Annotated in this window: 17 protein-coding genes; 2 read left to right on the forward strand and 15 right to left on the reverse strand. The window is 43.7% G+C overall.

The window, feature by feature from the left end; genetic code table 11:
* Positions 1-3: 3 nt before the first annotated feature.
* The 3 genes from J7E26_RS13840 to J7E26_RS13850 form a co-directional block, all read right to left on the reverse strand.
* A complete protein-coding gene (locus J7E26_RS13840; RefSeq protein ID WP_214800305.1) occupies positions 4-441 on the reverse strand; it encodes an ArsI/CadI family heavy metal resistance metalloenzyme in 438 nt (145 codons plus the stop codon).
* Positions 442-494: 53 nt separating this feature from the next.
* On the reverse strand, positions 495-812 hold the full coding sequence (gene arsR, locus J7E26_RS13845) for an ArsR/SmtB family transcription factor (RefSeq protein ID WP_214800306.1): 318 nt from the start codon (positions 810-812) through the stop codon (positions 495-497).
* A gap of 542 nt (positions 813-1,354) precedes the next feature.
* Positions 1,355-1,954, reverse strand: a complete 600-nt coding sequence (locus J7E26_RS13850) for a VanZ family protein (RefSeq protein WP_214800307.1) — start codon at positions 1,952-1,954, stop codon at positions 1,355-1,357.
* A gap of 625 nt (positions 1,955-2,579) precedes the next feature.
* Here J7E26_RS13850 and J7E26_RS13855 point away from each other — a divergent pair.
* Positions 2,580-4,649, forward strand: a complete 2,070-nt coding sequence (locus J7E26_RS13855) for a thioredoxin domain-containing protein (RefSeq protein WP_214813567.1) — start codon at positions 2,580-2,582, stop codon at positions 4,647-4,649.
* Here J7E26_RS13855 and J7E26_RS13860 read toward each other — a convergent pair.
* A complete protein-coding gene (locus J7E26_RS13860; RefSeq protein WP_214800309.1) occupies positions 4,646-5,542 on the reverse strand; it encodes a CPBP family intramembrane glutamic endopeptidase in 897 nt (298 codons plus the stop codon). The two genes, J7E26_RS13855 and J7E26_RS13860, sit on opposite strands and share 4 nt — an antisense overlap.
* A gap of 217 nt (positions 5,543-5,759) precedes the next feature.
* Here J7E26_RS13860 and J7E26_RS13865 point away from each other — a divergent pair, with 217 nt between their 5' ends.
* Positions 5,760-7,091 carry an MFS transporter gene (locus J7E26_RS13865; protein ID WP_214800310.1) on the forward strand — a complete coding sequence of 444 codons (1,332 nt, stop codon included), beginning with the start codon at positions 5,760-5,762 and terminating at the stop codon, positions 7,089-7,091.
* A 32-nt stretch (positions 7,092-7,123) separates the two neighbouring features.
* Here the strand turns inward: J7E26_RS13865 and J7E26_RS13870 are convergent, their stop codons facing one another.
* The 11 genes from J7E26_RS13870 to J7E26_RS13920 all read right to left on the reverse strand — a co-directional run bounded on the left by J7E26_RS13870 (position 7,124) and on the right by J7E26_RS13920 (position 16,024).
* Complete coding sequence (locus J7E26_RS13870) at positions 7,124-7,504, reverse strand: VOC family protein (protein WP_214800311.1); 381 nt, start codon at positions 7,502-7,504, stop codon at positions 7,124-7,126.
* Positions 7,505-7,554: 50 nt separating this feature from the next.
* Positions 7,555-8,499, reverse strand: coding sequence for a transcriptional regulator CcpB (locus tag J7E26_RS13875; RefSeq protein ID WP_214800312.1), 945 nt, complete (start codon positions 8,497-8,499; stop codon positions 7,555-7,557).
* Between the two features lie 62 nt (positions 8,500-8,561).
* The gene (locus J7E26_RS13880) at positions 8,562-9,320 is read right to left on the reverse strand and encodes an exodeoxyribonuclease III (protein WP_214800313.1); all 759 of its coding nucleotides are present in this window, start codon (positions 9,318-9,320) and stop codon (positions 8,562-8,564) included.
* Positions 9,321-9,337: 17 nt separating this feature from the next.
* Positions 9,338-10,153, reverse strand: coding sequence for an SPL family radical SAM protein (locus J7E26_RS13885; protein ID WP_214800314.1), 816 nt, complete (start codon positions 10,151-10,153; stop codon positions 9,338-9,340).
* A gap of 2 nt (positions 10,154-10,155) precedes the next feature.
* A complete protein-coding gene (locus tag J7E26_RS13890; protein ID WP_214800315.1) occupies positions 10,156-10,671 on the reverse strand; it encodes a methylated-DNA--[protein]-cysteine S-methyltransferase in 516 nt (171 codons plus the stop codon).
* A gap of 16 nt (positions 10,672-10,687) precedes the next feature.
* Positions 10,688-11,248: a bifunctional transcriptional activator/DNA repair enzyme AdaA gene (locus J7E26_RS13895; protein ID WP_214800316.1), complete on the reverse strand. Its 561-nt coding sequence runs from the start codon at positions 11,246-11,248 to the stop codon at positions 10,688-10,690.
* Positions 11,249-11,558: 310 nt separating this feature from the next.
* Entirely contained in the window at positions 11,559-11,798 is a 240-nt protein-coding gene (rpsR, locus tag J7E26_RS13900; protein WP_029325793.1) for a 30S ribosomal protein S18, read from the reverse strand.
* A 43-nt stretch (positions 11,799-11,841) separates the two neighbouring features.
* The gene (gene ssbA, locus J7E26_RS13905; protein ID WP_003219228.1) at positions 11,842-12,360 is read right to left on the reverse strand and encodes a single-stranded DNA-binding protein SsbA; all 519 of its coding nucleotides are present in this window, start codon (positions 12,358-12,360) and stop codon (positions 11,842-11,844) included.
* Between the two features lie 39 nt (positions 12,361-12,399).
* The gene (gene rpsF, locus J7E26_RS13910) at positions 12,400-12,687 is read right to left on the reverse strand and encodes a 30S ribosomal protein S6 (RefSeq protein WP_061522749.1); all 288 of its coding nucleotides are present in this window, start codon (positions 12,685-12,687) and stop codon (positions 12,400-12,402) included.
* Positions 12,688-12,797: 110 nt separating this feature from the next.
* Positions 12,798-13,898, reverse strand: a complete 1,101-nt coding sequence (gene ychF, locus J7E26_RS13915) for a redox-regulated ATPase YchF (protein WP_214800317.1) — start codon at positions 13,896-13,898, stop codon at positions 12,798-12,800.
* A gap of 122 nt (positions 13,899-14,020) precedes the next feature.
* Positions 14,021-16,024, reverse strand: coding sequence for a molybdopterin-dependent oxidoreductase (locus J7E26_RS13920; RefSeq protein ID WP_214800318.1), 2,004 nt, complete (start codon positions 16,022-16,024; stop codon positions 14,021-14,023).
* Between the last annotated feature and the right edge of the window lie 18 nt (positions 16,025-16,042).

Consider the following 16,042-nt stretch of genomic DNA (forward strand, 5'->3'; position numbering starts at 1 on the left):
ATATTAACAGCATGAATTCGTTGTATTTTCACTTGGTGTTACACAACAAGAGAAGGAATTTTGTTTTTGAACATCACTATTTGATTTGGTAAAGAAAAATTCCCATTCATTCCCGTCAGGATCAGTAATCCAAAATTTATCTTGGACTGCATAACAACAAGTCGTATCCATTTCTTCACGCGCAAAAAACCCTTCTTTTTCAAGCCTTTCCTTGTGATTCAAGACTTCATCCACACCATCTACTTGGAATCCAAAATGATTCACTTGATTTCCCTTTACTTCATCACAAGCATTTAAAGTGAAGTTTAATCCAGGAGTTTCTAATAAAAATTTTGCATAGTCCGTTTTTACTTTTACAGGCTTTACTCCAAAGACCTTTTGATAAAAATCGATCGATTTCTCCAAATTGACAACATTAATCCCTACATGAACAAATTTCATAATAATTCCCCCTCTTATCTATTAATCAAAAAAATTTGATTTAATGATTAAAGTTAACAACAATCTCCTTTACCTTTTTTTCTAAATACACAACAAAGTTCTTCAGATAATAAATGATTTACCTCATTGTCATTTAAATCATAATAGCACCATGTTCCCTTTGTTTCTTTGGTAATTAAGTTGGCATCTAATAAAATTTTAAGATGATAAGAGAGTTTAGATTGTGTCATCTCAAAGATTTCAGTCAGATCGCAAACACAGGTTTTTCCCCTTTGACAAAGTTCATACATGATCTCTAATCGTTTCTGATCAGAAAGAGCTTTAAATTTTTGTTCATATCTCTGAAGTAATTCTGATTTCGTCTCATTCATCATATCGCCCTCTTTAATCAAATTTTTTTGATTTATTTATTATACTCAGGATTTTTTAATAAATGCAACGAAATAAATCAATTTTTTTTGATTAATTATTAAAACCCCTAAAAACTTGTGTAACCAGATAGAGGTTTTCTATTTTTTTAATATCTTCATTACATCAAGGTTACCACTTGTATTTGGTGGCACAGTATTTTTTTATAGTTATTTTGACAAAAAAACATACTAAGGTGAGAAAGGAGAAACAAGGTTTTCAGCCCACTCTAATGCTCACTTATATGCACATCTACCAATAGAGGTCTAAAGGAAGGGTTTACCAGGAGATTGGTCGAATTTATGAAGCGCCACTACCCCTTTGCGGTTTTTTTGCGGTTATAGCGATGCTTTTGCGACTTGATTAAATAGAAGTACCTTTATGACAAAATACAAAGGAGTGTTTAACAATGAATATTGCTAAACACTCCCTCTAAAACCAGCAAAAATTTCAAGATGTATAGTCCGCATTATGTATCGGCTTTTCTTTAAAAATCAGTCATTGTCTACATACTTCTATAAATCTTTCTAAAAATCGGAACGAATAATAGAACTAATAGATACCCAGCTGCATTACTAATCACATCATCAATATCAGATACTTTATTTGGATAACCAGTTATCCAATTTATTAAGGCTTGAATCGTTTCAATCAATAAGGTTGAGAAAAAAGCAATAAGTATATTTTTCACTATACTAATTCGCCAAAGAGTATTTAGATATAGCGCAAACGGAGCAAGCAATAGAATATTTCCAACAAACTGTATTAACTGATTAAAACTTAGATGAGAGACGTATAACATAATTGTCTTAAAAGGAACGAACTGAAAATAAGCTTCCGATGGAAAACTCATTTCTCTTGCCATTGATCCAAACGTTATTGGAAAAAAGACCAACTTAAGCAACATTAAAAAATAAAAGATAAATATAGAGGTTATAAAGGTACGTTTGGATGCCAATTTTCCTTTTAGAGTAAACTTTTTGATAATTAAGTAAACAATCTCACAAACAATAAATATTAAAATCAATAATAACATTGGTATTGTTTGAGTTATCATTATAAAACCCCTTCCAATTTTTGTTACAAAAACCAATACTAACTGCAAATTACATCTCCATTACAAGATCCCTTGTTTTTTCCTAATTGTACCACTGATATGAAGTAAGGAGAGACTATAATCATAACGCCAAGATTTCGAAATAAAAAACAACAATTTGATATTGTTGTTCCTAATTAGACTAATTTTTTATTTTTTTAAAAAATCCATTTCAACCTGTGCAATCATCACAATTAGAAACTTCCCATGACTGATATAGAGGGCTATTATATGGCCCCCAAAGAGGACATGAATTGACTGCACATCTCTGCCAATAACCGCGGCCATTCCAATACTGACAGCATAGATTCCTCTAAAATACTGGATAATATGGGGGGAAACAACCTACTCCTATATATACCCAATTACCATTTTGACAAGAGTAATATGAATTGTAAATACAGGCAAAGGATTCATTAGGATAAGATTGTTGTGTTTGAGGATGAATACAACTCCTATAAAAATAACTATGTTTCACAAACTCCACCTCATTTTCTATAGTCATAAACATAGTTATCGTTTATTAATTTTCTGTGCTTATACATGTTAGACATTGCAAAGTATTTTTCAAAGCAAATATGGTAAGTTAAATAAGTAACTTATTTTTATAAAAGACAAGAAAGAAGGTGATCCCATGTCCACTAACAGTAAACCCAACAGTTTAATCGCGGAGAAATCACCATATTTACTTCAACACGCCCACAATCCAGTTAACTGGTTCCCTTGGGGAGAAGAAGCCTTCGAAAAAGCAAAGCGCGAAAACAAGCCTGTTCTGGTCAGCATCGGCTATTCGACATGTCACTGGTGTCACGTAATGGCACACGAATCCTTTGAGGATGAAGAAATCGCCGGCATTTTAAATGATAAATTCATATCCATCAAGGTAGACCGGGAAGAGCGGCCGGATGTGGATTCGGTGTATATGAGAATCTGCCAGCTGATGACGGGGCAGGGCGGATGGCCCCTAAATGTGTTTGTTACGCCTGATCAGAAGCCGTTTTACGCAGGAACGTATTTTCCGAAGACAAGCAAATTTAATCGTCCGGGGTTTATTGATGTGCTTGAACATCTGTCCGAGACGTTTGCGAATGATCGGCAGCATGTGGAGGATATAGCAGAAAATGCGGCAGCTCATCTTGAAGTGAAGGCCCATCAAAACGAGGGCATGCTCGGCGAACAGGCCGTTCATGACACTTTCCGCCAGCTGGCCGGGGGGTTTGATACGGTGTATGGCGGGTTCGGCCAGGCTCCGAAGTTTCCGATGCCGCATATGCTCATGTTTCTGCTTCGTTACTACAGCTATACAGATAAAGAGCAGGCATTGAACAGCGTGACAAAAACGCTCGACAGTATGGCAAATGGCGGCATTTTTGACCATATCGGCTTTGGTTTTGCGCGGTACTCGACTGATAATGAATGGCTCGTGCCCCATTTTGAGAAAATGCTGTATGACAACGCCCTGCTTCTGACCGCTTATACAGAGGCGTGTCAAGTCACGCAAAATGAGCGTTACAGACATGTTGCCAAACAGATCATTACATTTATTCAGCGGGAAATGATGCATGAAGACGGCAGTTTTTTCTCAGCTTTAGATGCCGATACAGAGGGCAAAGAGGGGAAATATTACATATGGTCTAGGAATGAAGTATTAGATCTTTTAGGAGACGAACTCGGCTCGCTTTATTGCAAAGTGTATAACATCACGGAAAAAGGCAATTTCGAAGGGAAAAATATCCCTCATCTTATTTTCACACGGCTGGAAGACATTCTGGAAGAGACAGGCCTGACAAAGCATGAACTTAGCGAACGGCTGGAAGACGCAAGGCGGAAGCTGTTAGAGGCCCGTGAAAACAGAACCTATCCGCACGCGGATGATAAGGTGCTGACCTCATGGAATGCGCTCATGATTGCCGGACTCGCAAAAGCGGCAAGGACATTTCATGAACCTGAATATCTCAGCATGGCTGACAAAGCCGTTCGTTTTCTTGAAAAACACCTCATGCCAAACGGACGCGTAATGGTCCGGTATCGTGACGGAGAAGTGAAAAACAAAGGGTTTCTCGATGACTATGCCTTTCTCATCCAAGCGTATCTCGAGCTGTACGAAGCCGATTTTGACACATCGTATTTGCAAAAAGCAAAAGAATTATGCAAGGATATGCTTCATTTGTTTTGGGATGAACAACACGGCGGATTTTACTTCACAGGCGATGATGCCGAACCCCTTCTTGTCAGGGAAAAAGAAGTCTATGACGGCGCCGTGCCTTCCGGAAACAGCGTGGCAGCCGTTCAGCTGCTTCGTCTCGGCCGCCTGACGGGTGATGTATCGCTGATCGAAAAAGCGGAAACCATGTTTTCTGTATTCAAACGGGAAATTGAAGCTTACCCAAGCAGCAATGCCTTTTTTATGCAAAGCGTATTGGCACATATAATGCCCCAGAAAGAAATCGTCATATTCGGCAGCAAAGACGATCCGGACAGAAAGCGTTTCATAGAGACTCTTCAGCAGCATTTCACACCCGCGTACACGATTCTCGCAGCAGAAAAACCGGAAGACCTCAAAGACATTGCCGATTTCGCAGCGGAATATCAAATCATCGACGGCAAAACGACGGTTTACATTTGTGAAAATTTCGCGTGCCGACAGCCGACGACAGATATTGATGAAGCCATGAAGACATTACAAAAAAGCAGCAGGGATTAAACATCCTGCTGCTTTTTTTCTTTCTTCACAAAACGGAATGCAAGCCATACAAATACAACGTTGATGGCCAGCGTCGATATGCAGTCGTAAAATTCATGATGGCCGGTATATAGAAATAGAGAAGGAATACCGCTGTACACAGTGTGATCCTCGGTGAGAAATATGAATAAAAACATATTGTTCGCGGCGTGCCCGCCCAGCGACAGTTCCAAACTGCCCGTTTTAATACTGATGAAGGTCCATATCATGCCGATGGCGATATATCCAATCCCCGCCCAGAGAGCTCCATTTTCCATTTCCGGATTTCCGAAGTGCAGAGCGCCGAATAGCCCTCCGATGATTACGGACAGGATCACCGTGTTTGTTGTCAATTTTCCGGCAAACTGAAGCAGGAAGCCGCGAAATAGAAATTCCTCCGCAGAGGTTTGAAACGGCACCAAAATGATCGCTGCCGCTAACAGCCATAAAAAGCGGGAAGCATGGAATTCCTGCAGTGAGAAACTATCATGATTGACCGCAAAATCGATCAGCTCCGCTATGATCATCAGGATAAAATAAGTGCCGAATCCAAAGAAAATCCTCTTCCAATTCAGCGTCTGATTCGGTGTGATGATTGATAAAAACCGGCGTTTCATGATAAAGCGAACGGCAATCCATATGCCCGGAATCGCTATAAAATATACGATATGCTGCAAATAAATGTCTGCCAGCGGGTCACTTAAAACTCCCTCATCCCAATCGATTGTTAACGAAGGATCAATGACGGATGTGAGAAACATATAAAACACAGTCACAATACTTCCAAAAAAGAATAAACCCACGATTAATAATAAAGAAAGGAGATATCTCCAAACACTATTTTTGCCTTCTAAAGGCCGTATAAATGTATTCATTTTTATGTATCAGCTTCCTTTCCTTGAACATTTTACTATATGGACAGCATCCTATATAGGAAAATTTTATAAGTTCTTAAGAAAAAAGCGCTATTCCATTTCCTCTGGCTCTGGTTATTTAAACTCTTTTTTCGAGACAGAAAGACCATTATAATGTATTTACAGGATTTAATTTACAGTATTTTCTGATTACAACAGTCAAATCAGGGGGTTTTTTATGAAAAATCAGTCATTCTCAAACGTCGCGAATCGATTAGACCGTCTCCCCATTTCGCGTGTGCACTACCAAGTGTTAACCGCTCTCGGAATCATTTATTTCTTCGACCTTGCCGATCTGTTTACGCTCAGCAATGTCGCTCCGGCGCTTATTGAGCATTGGGGCGTAAAGCTGTCCACTATTGCCGATATCACGGCCGCATCATTTTTAGGCATGTTTTTAGGCGCTTCACTCGGAGGAAGATTATCTGACCGAATAGGCCGAAAAAAAGCGCTCAACTGTTTTGTCCTTATTTTTTCAATCTCATCCTTTTTAAATGCGTTAGCCTGGGATATCCCTTCCTTAATGATTTTCCGTTTTCTGACCGGGCTCGGCGTCGCAGCTGCAATGATTGTGACGAACAGCTATCTGGCGGAATTTTTCCCTTCCTCAGTGCGCGGGAAGTACATCTCCTTTTGTGCAATGATCGGTTTAATAGGCGTTCCCGTCACAAATGTCGTGTCCGCTTTTGTGATTCCTTTAGGCTCATGGGGATGGCGGCTTGTCTTTGTATGGGGAGCCGTCGGCCTTATTTATTTCTTCTTTATCCGCAGGCTTGAGGAATCACCGCGCTGGCACGAGAACCGCGGCTCTTACGATAAAGCGGACGCTATTATGAATCGGATTGAAGCACGGGTGGAGCAAGAAAAAGGCCCGCTTCCCGCGCCCAAGCAAGCAGCAGCTCCGCCTGCCGTCAAGCACGCGGGCTACTTAGGACTGTTTCAAGGAAGAAACTTAAAAATTACCATTATCCTTTCCGCAGTCTGGATTCTTGAAACCTTTGGCTTCTACGGCTTTGCTTCATGGGTGCCCAGCTTATTAAAAAGCAACGGCATCACCATGGAAAAAACGCTTTGGTACAATGTACTTCACTCTGTCGGCGCTCCGCTTGGCGCATTGCTCGGATCAATGATATCCGAAAGATTCCAGCGAAAATGGATTTTGGCGGCAAGCGCCTTTCTGACCGCGATCGCGGGTCTATTATACGGGATGACGTTTATTCCCGTCATGATTATTGTCTTCGGTTTTATCGTCAACATCACGGAACGGGTTTTCACTTCCAACTTATACGCGTACACATCCGAACCATATCCTACCGAATATCGCTCGACAGGCAGCGGTTTGGCGTACGGACTCGGCCGTTTTTCAAATATATTCGGCTCCTTGCTTGTCGGTTTTATTGCCGTAAAGCTCGGCTATGTCAGCGTCTTTATTTTCATTGGCGGCTGCTGGCTCCTATGTTCCGTCCTATTAATCCTTTTCGGACCGAAAACAAACGCACAGCAAATCTGATAAGAAAAACAGTGCGGGTTCTCTCCGCACTGTTACACTGTAATTTCTATCAAATTGCCTTCCCAATCCTCTATTACACTCTCATAATAACCGTCACCCGTCACCCGCGGGCCGCTCATTACCTTAAAACCGTCTTTTATAAAGGTTTCCGTCAGTTCGTTCACCCGCTCCTTGCTGCCGGTTGAAAATGCGAGATGCGCCCAACCTGTCATGTTCTGCGAAGGTGTCTCATTCACATCGCCTTTTTTCATGATTTCCAGTCTGCATCCGGAGTCAAACGAAATAAAATACGATTTAAAATCTTTTTTCTCATTATGGTAAAGGTCATTCGCTTTTCCTTGAAAGTATTTTTCATAGAACTCTTTCATCCGCTCTAAATCCTTGACCCATATGGCCGCATGCTCAATCCTCATCTTCATCCTCCCTTTCCTTATCAATCTAGTTATAAGGCATGAAACCCATTTCAGCTCAAGAGTTTTTTCCTCCGAAATTGGTGCATAATTTGTTTTTTGGCTATATTCCTGTGTAAAAACAAAGAAAAAGCCTCTTTGCCGACCCGTTCTAAATGAAGCTCCAAGGAAGGAATGTTCAAAACCCGGCTGACGCTCAGGTTCCCCTCACCAATGATCTCCACATCCCATTTTTGTCTTTGCGCAAAATGGTATAAGCCGGCGGCAACATCATCACTATGCGCATATATGGCCGTCGGTGCCTGGCTGCAGTTGTAAAAGTATGCACCGGCACGCTCTCCGTCGTCCATATCATGACAGTCGACCAAAATACGGCTATCATCAAGAGCCCCATAAACAGCCTCATAAGCGTTTACTTTATCAGCCGTGCTTGGGCTTTTTTCCGATTCTCGGACACAGGTAAAAGCGACGTCTTGATGCCCGCGGCTTTTTAAATACTGAAAGCTTTCTCTATATGCTGACAGCCTGTCATTATAAGCGCATGGAATATCCTGATGCTGCGTATATTCACAGGCGACAACAGGCCCGTATTCAAGGTACGGAACCACTGTTTCCCACTCATTCGCGCGGGAGGTGACAATCAATCCGTCAATTTTTTTCATTTTCAACAGCTCGAAATATTTTATCTCAATATCGGGGTCGTAATTGGTGGGGAGAAGGGTTGTCACATAGTCATGAGCAAAGGCTTCCTTTGTGATACCGTTTACAATTTTATCAAAGCAAGGATGGTCGCTGTAAGGCAGGATCACGCCGATCGTATTGGTCTTTCCGCGAATGAGATCAATGGCAGTGCGATTGGGCGTATAATCCAATTTCTTCATTACTTGGTGCACAAGCTGCCTCTTCTCTTCAGACACGTACGGATGATGATTTAACACGCGGGACACGGTGGCTACCGACACATTCGCCAATTTCGCAATCTCTTTTATATTTACCATGTACTCCTCCAGTTTCGGGATAAGAAAAGCAGCAAGAGCGGAAAACTCTTACTGCTATCTCATCATAAATCAATTGTAATTTCAACAGGGCAATGGTCAGAACCCATCATGCCGGCACAAATATTCGCTTGGCTGATCCGTTCCTTCAGCCTGTCCGAGACGATGAAATAATCAAGGCGCCAGCCGATATTTTTATCCCGTGCATTCAGCCGGTAAGACCACCAAGAATACGCCCCTTCCACCTTGGGGTGCAAATAGCGGAATGAATCGGTAAACCCGCCTTCTAACAATGCGGTAAAAGCTGCCCGCTCCTGATCGGAGAAACCGGCGTTCTTCCGGTTGGCTTTTGGATTCTTCAAGTCAATCTCCCGGTGCGCCACATTCAAATCGCCGCATAAAATGACAGGCTTTTTCCGATCAAGCTCCTGCAAATAAGCCTTAAAATCCGCTTCCCATTGAAGCCGATAATCAATTCGTTCCAATCCGCGTTTAGCATTGGGCGTGTAGCAGTTGACAACATACACATTCTCAAACTCCAGCGTAATCACTCTGCCCTCTTGATCATGCTCTTCTATTCCCAATCCGTACGATACACATAGCGGCTCTTGTTTTGAAAAAACAGCGGTGCCCGAGTACCCTTTTTTCTCCGCATAATTCCAGTATGCATGATATCCCTCGGGCCGCAATGATACCTGTCCGTCCTGTACTTTTGTTTCTTGCAGACATAGAATATCTGCTTCCTCCTCCTGTACATATGCAACCATATCCATTTTTTTCATCACGGCCCGCAAGCCGTTGACATTCCAAGAAATAAGTTTCATTGCTCCCCTCCTGATATTCACGGCAAAAATCCGTCACGGCTCACATACAGCTGATCCTGTGAAAAAACGTCTGCCATTCTGTTATAAACTTTACGGTAAGCACCGGGAGAGTACCATTCCCGCATATCCAATTCCTCATAGATCGATTCAATTCCCAGCCGCCTTGTTCGCTTGCCGCCGCTTCCGTCTCCCATAAAATAATCATCAATACAAACACGGGAGACGTGCGGCGCGAGTTTCTCCGGAAAAGCTTCCGTGCTTGGCAGAGTGGGCGCAACCGCCGCTTGAACCGGAATCCCCGCTTCAGAAAGAATTTTCAGCGTATGAAGCCTTCCTTGAATCGAAGGCGCATTCGGGGCAAAACGCCTCCGAATATCCTCTCTGTCCGTTTCTATCGTTATGCTGACTCTGACTCTATCTTTTAACATTCCTAACAAATCAATATCCCGCTGAACAAGCGGACTTCTCGTCTGCACTAATAAGAAGTCCGGCTGATTGACCGACATGACCTCTAATAGTGTCCGCGTAACCCTCTCTCGCTGTTCAATCGGCTGGTACGGATCAGTACTGGAGGACATAAAAATCGTGACACTTCCTTTTCTCTTCGCCCTTGTGAGTTCTTTTTCCAGAAGCTCTGCGGCACCCTGCTTAATGTCGACCCATGTTCCCCATTCTTCTTTTCGGAACGATGAAACAGGCATGCGCCGTACATAACAATAAGAACACCCAAATGTACAGCCTGTATATGGATTTAGCGTGTGGCTGTACCCTGATAAAAATCCTGAACCTTTGTTTAACATTGTTTTCGGCTGTTTATATAATAAGTGCTTCACCGTTACATCTGCCTGCCTTCTAATGCCAGCAATTGCTTTTTCATTTCTAAGCCGCCTCTGAACCCGGTTAATTTCCCGTTTTTCCCGATGACACGATGGCACGGAACTATAATTAACACAGGATTTGCACCGATTGCGGCACCCACGGCTCTGACTGCTTGCGGTCTATAAATCTTTTCCGCTACGTCAGAGTAGGAGAATGTCTCCCCGTACGGTATGTCCTGAAGCGCCTTCCATACAGCAAGCTGAAACTCCGTCCCGCGAAGATCAAGCGGCATTGTAAATGCTGATTTGTCGTTTTTGATATAATCATGCAGTTCAGCTGTGTAAGGCTCCAGTTTTTCATCATCGCGCACCAATCGGCATTGCGGCATTTTTTTCCCGGCCCACTGCTCCAATTCATCCAGTTTCCCCTCGTTCGAGCCGATAAAGCAAAGGCCCTTGGAGGTGGCAGCCATATATAAACTCCAATCATTCCATGTAAATAGTGTCCAATATACAGTTATCTCATGAGTCATGATGAACCTCCTTGTCCTATCTTTGTGATTTTCTGTACTCCGTTGGCGAACTTCCCGTTTTCTTCTTAAAAAGAGTCGCAAAATGGGAAGTGTTCGAAATCCCGACGGCCATTCCGATCTCTGTGACTGTCTTATCAGTCAGCTTCAAAAGGCGCTCAGCCGTTGCTACCCTTATGTTCTGTATATATTCATTCGGAGTCGTGCCCCTGATTTTTTTAAATGTCCGCTGTAAATGATACGGGCTTCCGTGACACATATCAGCCAGCGTCTCCAAAGTAAGTGATTCATGATAATGGCTGTCGATATACTCAGTGATTTGCGTGACCCACTCTTCATCAGGCAGACGGAGTCCGTTCGGACGGCATCGTTTGCACGGACGGTAGTGTTTGGCCAGTGCCTCATCCGCCGTTAGAAATACCGCCACATTTTCTTTATTCGGAACTCTGGATTTACAAGAAGGCCGGCAGAAAATCCCCGTCGTTTTCACCGCGTAAAAAAACGTCCCATCATAGGAAGAATCATTGTGGATGATCGCGTTCCACTTTTCCTTCGTCAGGACATGTCTTTCTGTTCCCATCTGAATCACCTCCTCCTTCAGTATAAACAAAAACAGTACGTATGTACGCACTTTTGAATAGGCGAGCAAGATAACAAAGATTAACTTTATGAAACCGTATCGGGGTCATTTGAAGTAACCCGGCTGTTTTTTCAATGTTTCATGTGAAACACTCCGTACATCGCTGTATTGAAGCGATTGGCAGGGAAGAAACGGATAAAGGGACAAACTGAAAGGGGCAATTCTCGGAGACACGAGGTCAGGCGGAAACAGTGCTATAAATCAAAAAAAGAGCAGGAACCCAAAGGCCCTTGCTCTTTTATCTATCGGCTTACTCGCCAGTTACGTATGGAAGTAAAGCCATTTGACGTGCGCGTTTGATCGCGATAGTCAATTTACGTTGGTATTTTGCGTGTGTTCCAGTTACACGGCGAGGTAAAATTTTACCACGCTCAGAAACAAACTTTCTAAGAAGATCTACATCTTTGTAATCGATGTGCGTAATGCCGTTAGAAGTGAAGTAACAAACCTTACGGCGTTTCGCACGACCGCCTCTGCGTCCTCCTGCCATTGTCATTTCCCACCTTTCCTGTTATGAATATAGCGATAATCTATTAGAACGGAAGATCATCATCCGAGATGTCAATCGGCTTGCCGTCGTTGGCAAATGGGTCATCATTAAAGCTGTTCCCTTGATTTCGTCTCTGGTTGTTCTGATTTCCGCCGAACGGATTATCATTTTGGCCTCCGCCAAAGTACTGGCCTCCGCCGCTGTTTCCTTCGTTGTATCCACCTGAACCAGAACCGCCGCCGTTTTTAGGCTCAAGAAATTGAACACTTTCAGCTTGGACTTCGGTCACGAAGACACGCTGTCCCTGCTGGTTTTCATAGTTTCTTGTCTGCAGTCGGCCGTCTACGCCTGCAAGGCTTCCTTTTTTGAGGAAATTTGCAACGTTTTCGGCTTGTCTTCTCCAAGTGACACAATTAATGAAATCGGCTTCACGTTCTCCGGACTGATTCGTGAATGTACGATTCACAGCAAGAGTAAACGTGGCAACAGCCGCACCGTTTGGCGTATAACGAAGCTCTGGGTCTTTTGTCAGTCTTCCGACTAATACAACTCGGTTAAGCATAAGAAAGACCACCTTTTAACATTATATATTTCAAATTGCTTATTCTTCTTCTTTAACAACGATGTGGCGAATGATGTCGTCACTGATCTTAGCCAAACGGTCGAATTCAGCAACCGCTGCAGCATCAGACTGAACGTTTACGATTTGGTAGAAACCGTCGCGGAAATCGTTGATTTCGTATGCTAAACGACGTTTACCCCAATCTTTTGTTCCAGTGATCTCCGCTCCGTTAGAAGTCAAAACGTTGCTGAAACGCTCGATAACTGCCTTCTTTGACTCATCGTCAATGTTCGGACGGATAATGTACATAACTTCGTACTTTCTCATCTGTTTGCACCTCCTTTTGGACTAAGCGGCCCTAAATGGGCAAGGAGCAATAATTCTATTACTCACAAGTTTATATTATACCAAAGCTCTTGTCCCTTTACAACAGTGTCCTATACATTAAATCGGAAATGAATAACATCTCCGTCTTTTACAACATATTCCTTACCTTCAAGGCGCACTTTTCCGGCTTCCTTAGCTCCTGACATACCGCCGCCTGCGAGAAGATCCTCATAAGCAACCGTTTCAGCGCGGATAAATCCGCGTTCAAAGTCAGTGTGAATGATTCCCGCACACTCAGGGGCTTTCATGCCTTTTTTGAAGGTCCATGCACGGACTTCCTGTTCGCCTGCCGTGAAGTATGTCGCAAGGCCGAGAAGAGAATAGGATGCCTTAATCAGCTGATCAAGACCTGATTCTTCGATTCCGAGCTCTTCAAGGAACATTTGTTTTTCTTCGCCTTCCAGCTCAGCAATTTCAGATTCAATTTTCGCGCAGACGACAATGACTTCGGCGTTTTCGCCCGCAGCATACTCACGGATTCTCGCGACGTATTCATTTCCTGACGGATCAGCCACTTCATCTTCGCTCACATTCGCCACATACAGCACCGGTTTTGACGTCAGCAAATGAAGCTGTTTTACAAGCTTTTGCTGTTCTTCCGTAAATTCAACGGAACGGGCCGGCTTTTCTTGCTCAAACGCCTCTTTTAATTTAGACAAAATATCAAACTCGATAACAGCTTCTTTGTCTTTTTGCTTTGCAAGCTTGCTCACACGCACGATGCGTTTTTCGACCGTCTCCATGTCAGCAAGGATCAGCTCAAGGTTAATCGTTTCAATATCATCAATCGGATCAACTTTTCCGGAAACGTGTGTAATATTGTCGTCAGCGAATGCACGCACAACGTGGCAGATCGCATCAACCTGGCGAATATGTGAAAGAAATTTATTTCCGAGTCCTTCACCTTTTGACGCGCCTTTTACAATCCCGGCGATATCTGTAAACTCAAACGCAGTCGGCACCGTTTTTTTCGGTTTGACCAGTTCAGTCAGCTTTTGCAGACGTTCGTCAGGCACTTCCACGATTCCGACGTTCGGATCAATCGTACAGAACGGGTAGTTGGCTGATTCGGCACCAGCCTGGGTAATTGCATTAAACAACGTCGATTTTCCGACATTCGGCAAACCGACAATTCCAGCAGTTAAAGCCATTCTTTCATCTCCTCTATATCAAACCATCATCGTATAAACGTTAAACCTAGAGCAATTATAAGGAGGTTCATGTGAAAAGACAAGCTGGGAAAAAAGCATTTCCGGCTCTCTCTTTCCTTAGATTATCCTTTTTTAACCGCTACCAGACAGTCAAAAAGCGTACTTCCCATTCCATTATCGGAATTTGTATCATTTGTGAGCGTGTTGACCGAGCCGCCGAATACAGACCACATGCCTTCATCTATATTCACCGTCTTCGGGTGTGCCTTCTTCATCACTTTCACCTTTCCGCGCAGACGCCCCCGGTCATTGAACACTTCAGCCGTATCTCCGTCCTGAAGAGAAAGCTCCTCCGCAATATCCGGTGAAAGATCCACCTGCACCTGCTGAAGCTTATCAATAAACGGGACGTGCTGCGAATGATTAGAGCGCTGCGGATGAATGGACAATAACGTATACGGGTATTTCTCAGCAAGCTCTCCGTCATGATAAACAGACTCTTCCGGCACTTCCAATTGAGGCAGGCCGCTGTATCCTTTCTCCTCTGCAAGAGAAGACACAAACTCAAATTTCCCGCTCGGCGTCAAAAATTGATAATCATCCCACGGAACCTGCTTAACCGGAAGCGGCAAATGGCCCTTTTCCTTTAATTTTTCAAGGGTGATTCCCTCTGGCTCCAAAGAAGAAAGCCCCATTTGCAAAAATTCTTCCGCGCTATAGTCAAACAGCTCACCGAATCCGAGACGCTTTGCAAGCTCTGTCCAAATCCAGCGATCGGATTTTGCTTCTCCCTGCGGTTCCACAAGCTTTTTGCCGTATTGTACATAATGATGATACATGCTTGAGTAATAAATATCCTCTTCTTCAAAAACAACAGCCGTCGGCAAAACATAGTCACAGAGCTTCGCCGTATCGGTCATGATAGAATCAACGGCCACTGTGACCGGCGTTTTCTCAAACGCTTCCTTTACTTTTCCGGTATTGGGCACTTGCGTGAGCGGATTGCCGCACGTGACAACGATCATCTTAATAGGAGGATCAGCCGCATTGAGCGCCTCTTTGGCCTGCGTCATCATCGAAAACGTTCTCGTGCTTTTTTTCAGTTCAGGACGTGTGATACCGGGTTTTGCAAAGCTTTCACCGACTTGGACATTCCCAAAATTCGCTCCGCCGCCTTTGATCCCGACATTCCCGCTCGCAGCAGCCAAAGCGTCAATCCAGCGTATCGTCCCGCCGCCATTTTTATATCGCTGCATCCCAAGACCCATAAACGTAGAAGTGGGTCCATCGGCATATAAATTAGCAAGATATTCAAGTTCTTCTATATCCGTTTCTGTTTTCTCAGTAATTTCTTCTAACGAGATCGTTTGTAACAGCTTTTCTATTTCTTCAAAACCGACGGAATGCTGCTGAATAAAATCCGTATCCGTTCTGCCGGTTTGCCGCAATATTTTTAATACACCTGCGGCAAGCCAGCCATCCATTCCCGGTTTGACAGAGATATAACGATCCGCAAGCTTCGCAGTCGGGTTGAAAATCGGGTCAATGACCGTCAGTGTCACACCCTTTTTCTTCACCTGCTGCAAGTGATGATAGAGATGCATATTCGTACGGGAAACGTTTCTGCCCCATACAATGACATGCTTACTATGATAAATATCAAGCGGCCCATGCCCATAAGAGCGCCCGAAATCCCATCGCTGCGCTTCAATGCCGGAACCCCAGCAAATGCTTCCCGTAATCTCAGTCACACCGCCGTAGCCATTGAAAAAACGCTGGTCAAGTGCCTTTAACAGACCGTTATTGGCATAATCATGGCTATGAAGCACCGCGGTTGTGCCTGCTGTCTCCTTGATTACCGCCATTTTTTCCGCAATTTCATCCAATGCCTGCTCCCAGGAAATGCGGACAAACTCGCCGTTCTGCTTTTTCAAGGGGAAACGAAGCCGTTCCGGTGCATTGGTTTTCGTCTCAAGCATTCTGCCCCGGCCGCAGATTTTTCCTTCTGTAATGGGATGATTCGGGTCGCCGTCTACTTTTGTTACCTTGCCGTCCTCTACTGTCACCAAAAAACCGCAGCTGTCCCAGCAATTCAGCGGACACGCTGACTGATGCACTTTGCTCATCAGGTCTCTCCCTCTCTT

It is taken from the genome of Bacillus sp. ISL-51, assembly GCF_018613535.1.
In the GTDB taxonomy this organism is placed as follows: Bacteria; Bacillota; Bacilli; order Bacillales; family Bacillaceae; genus Bacillus.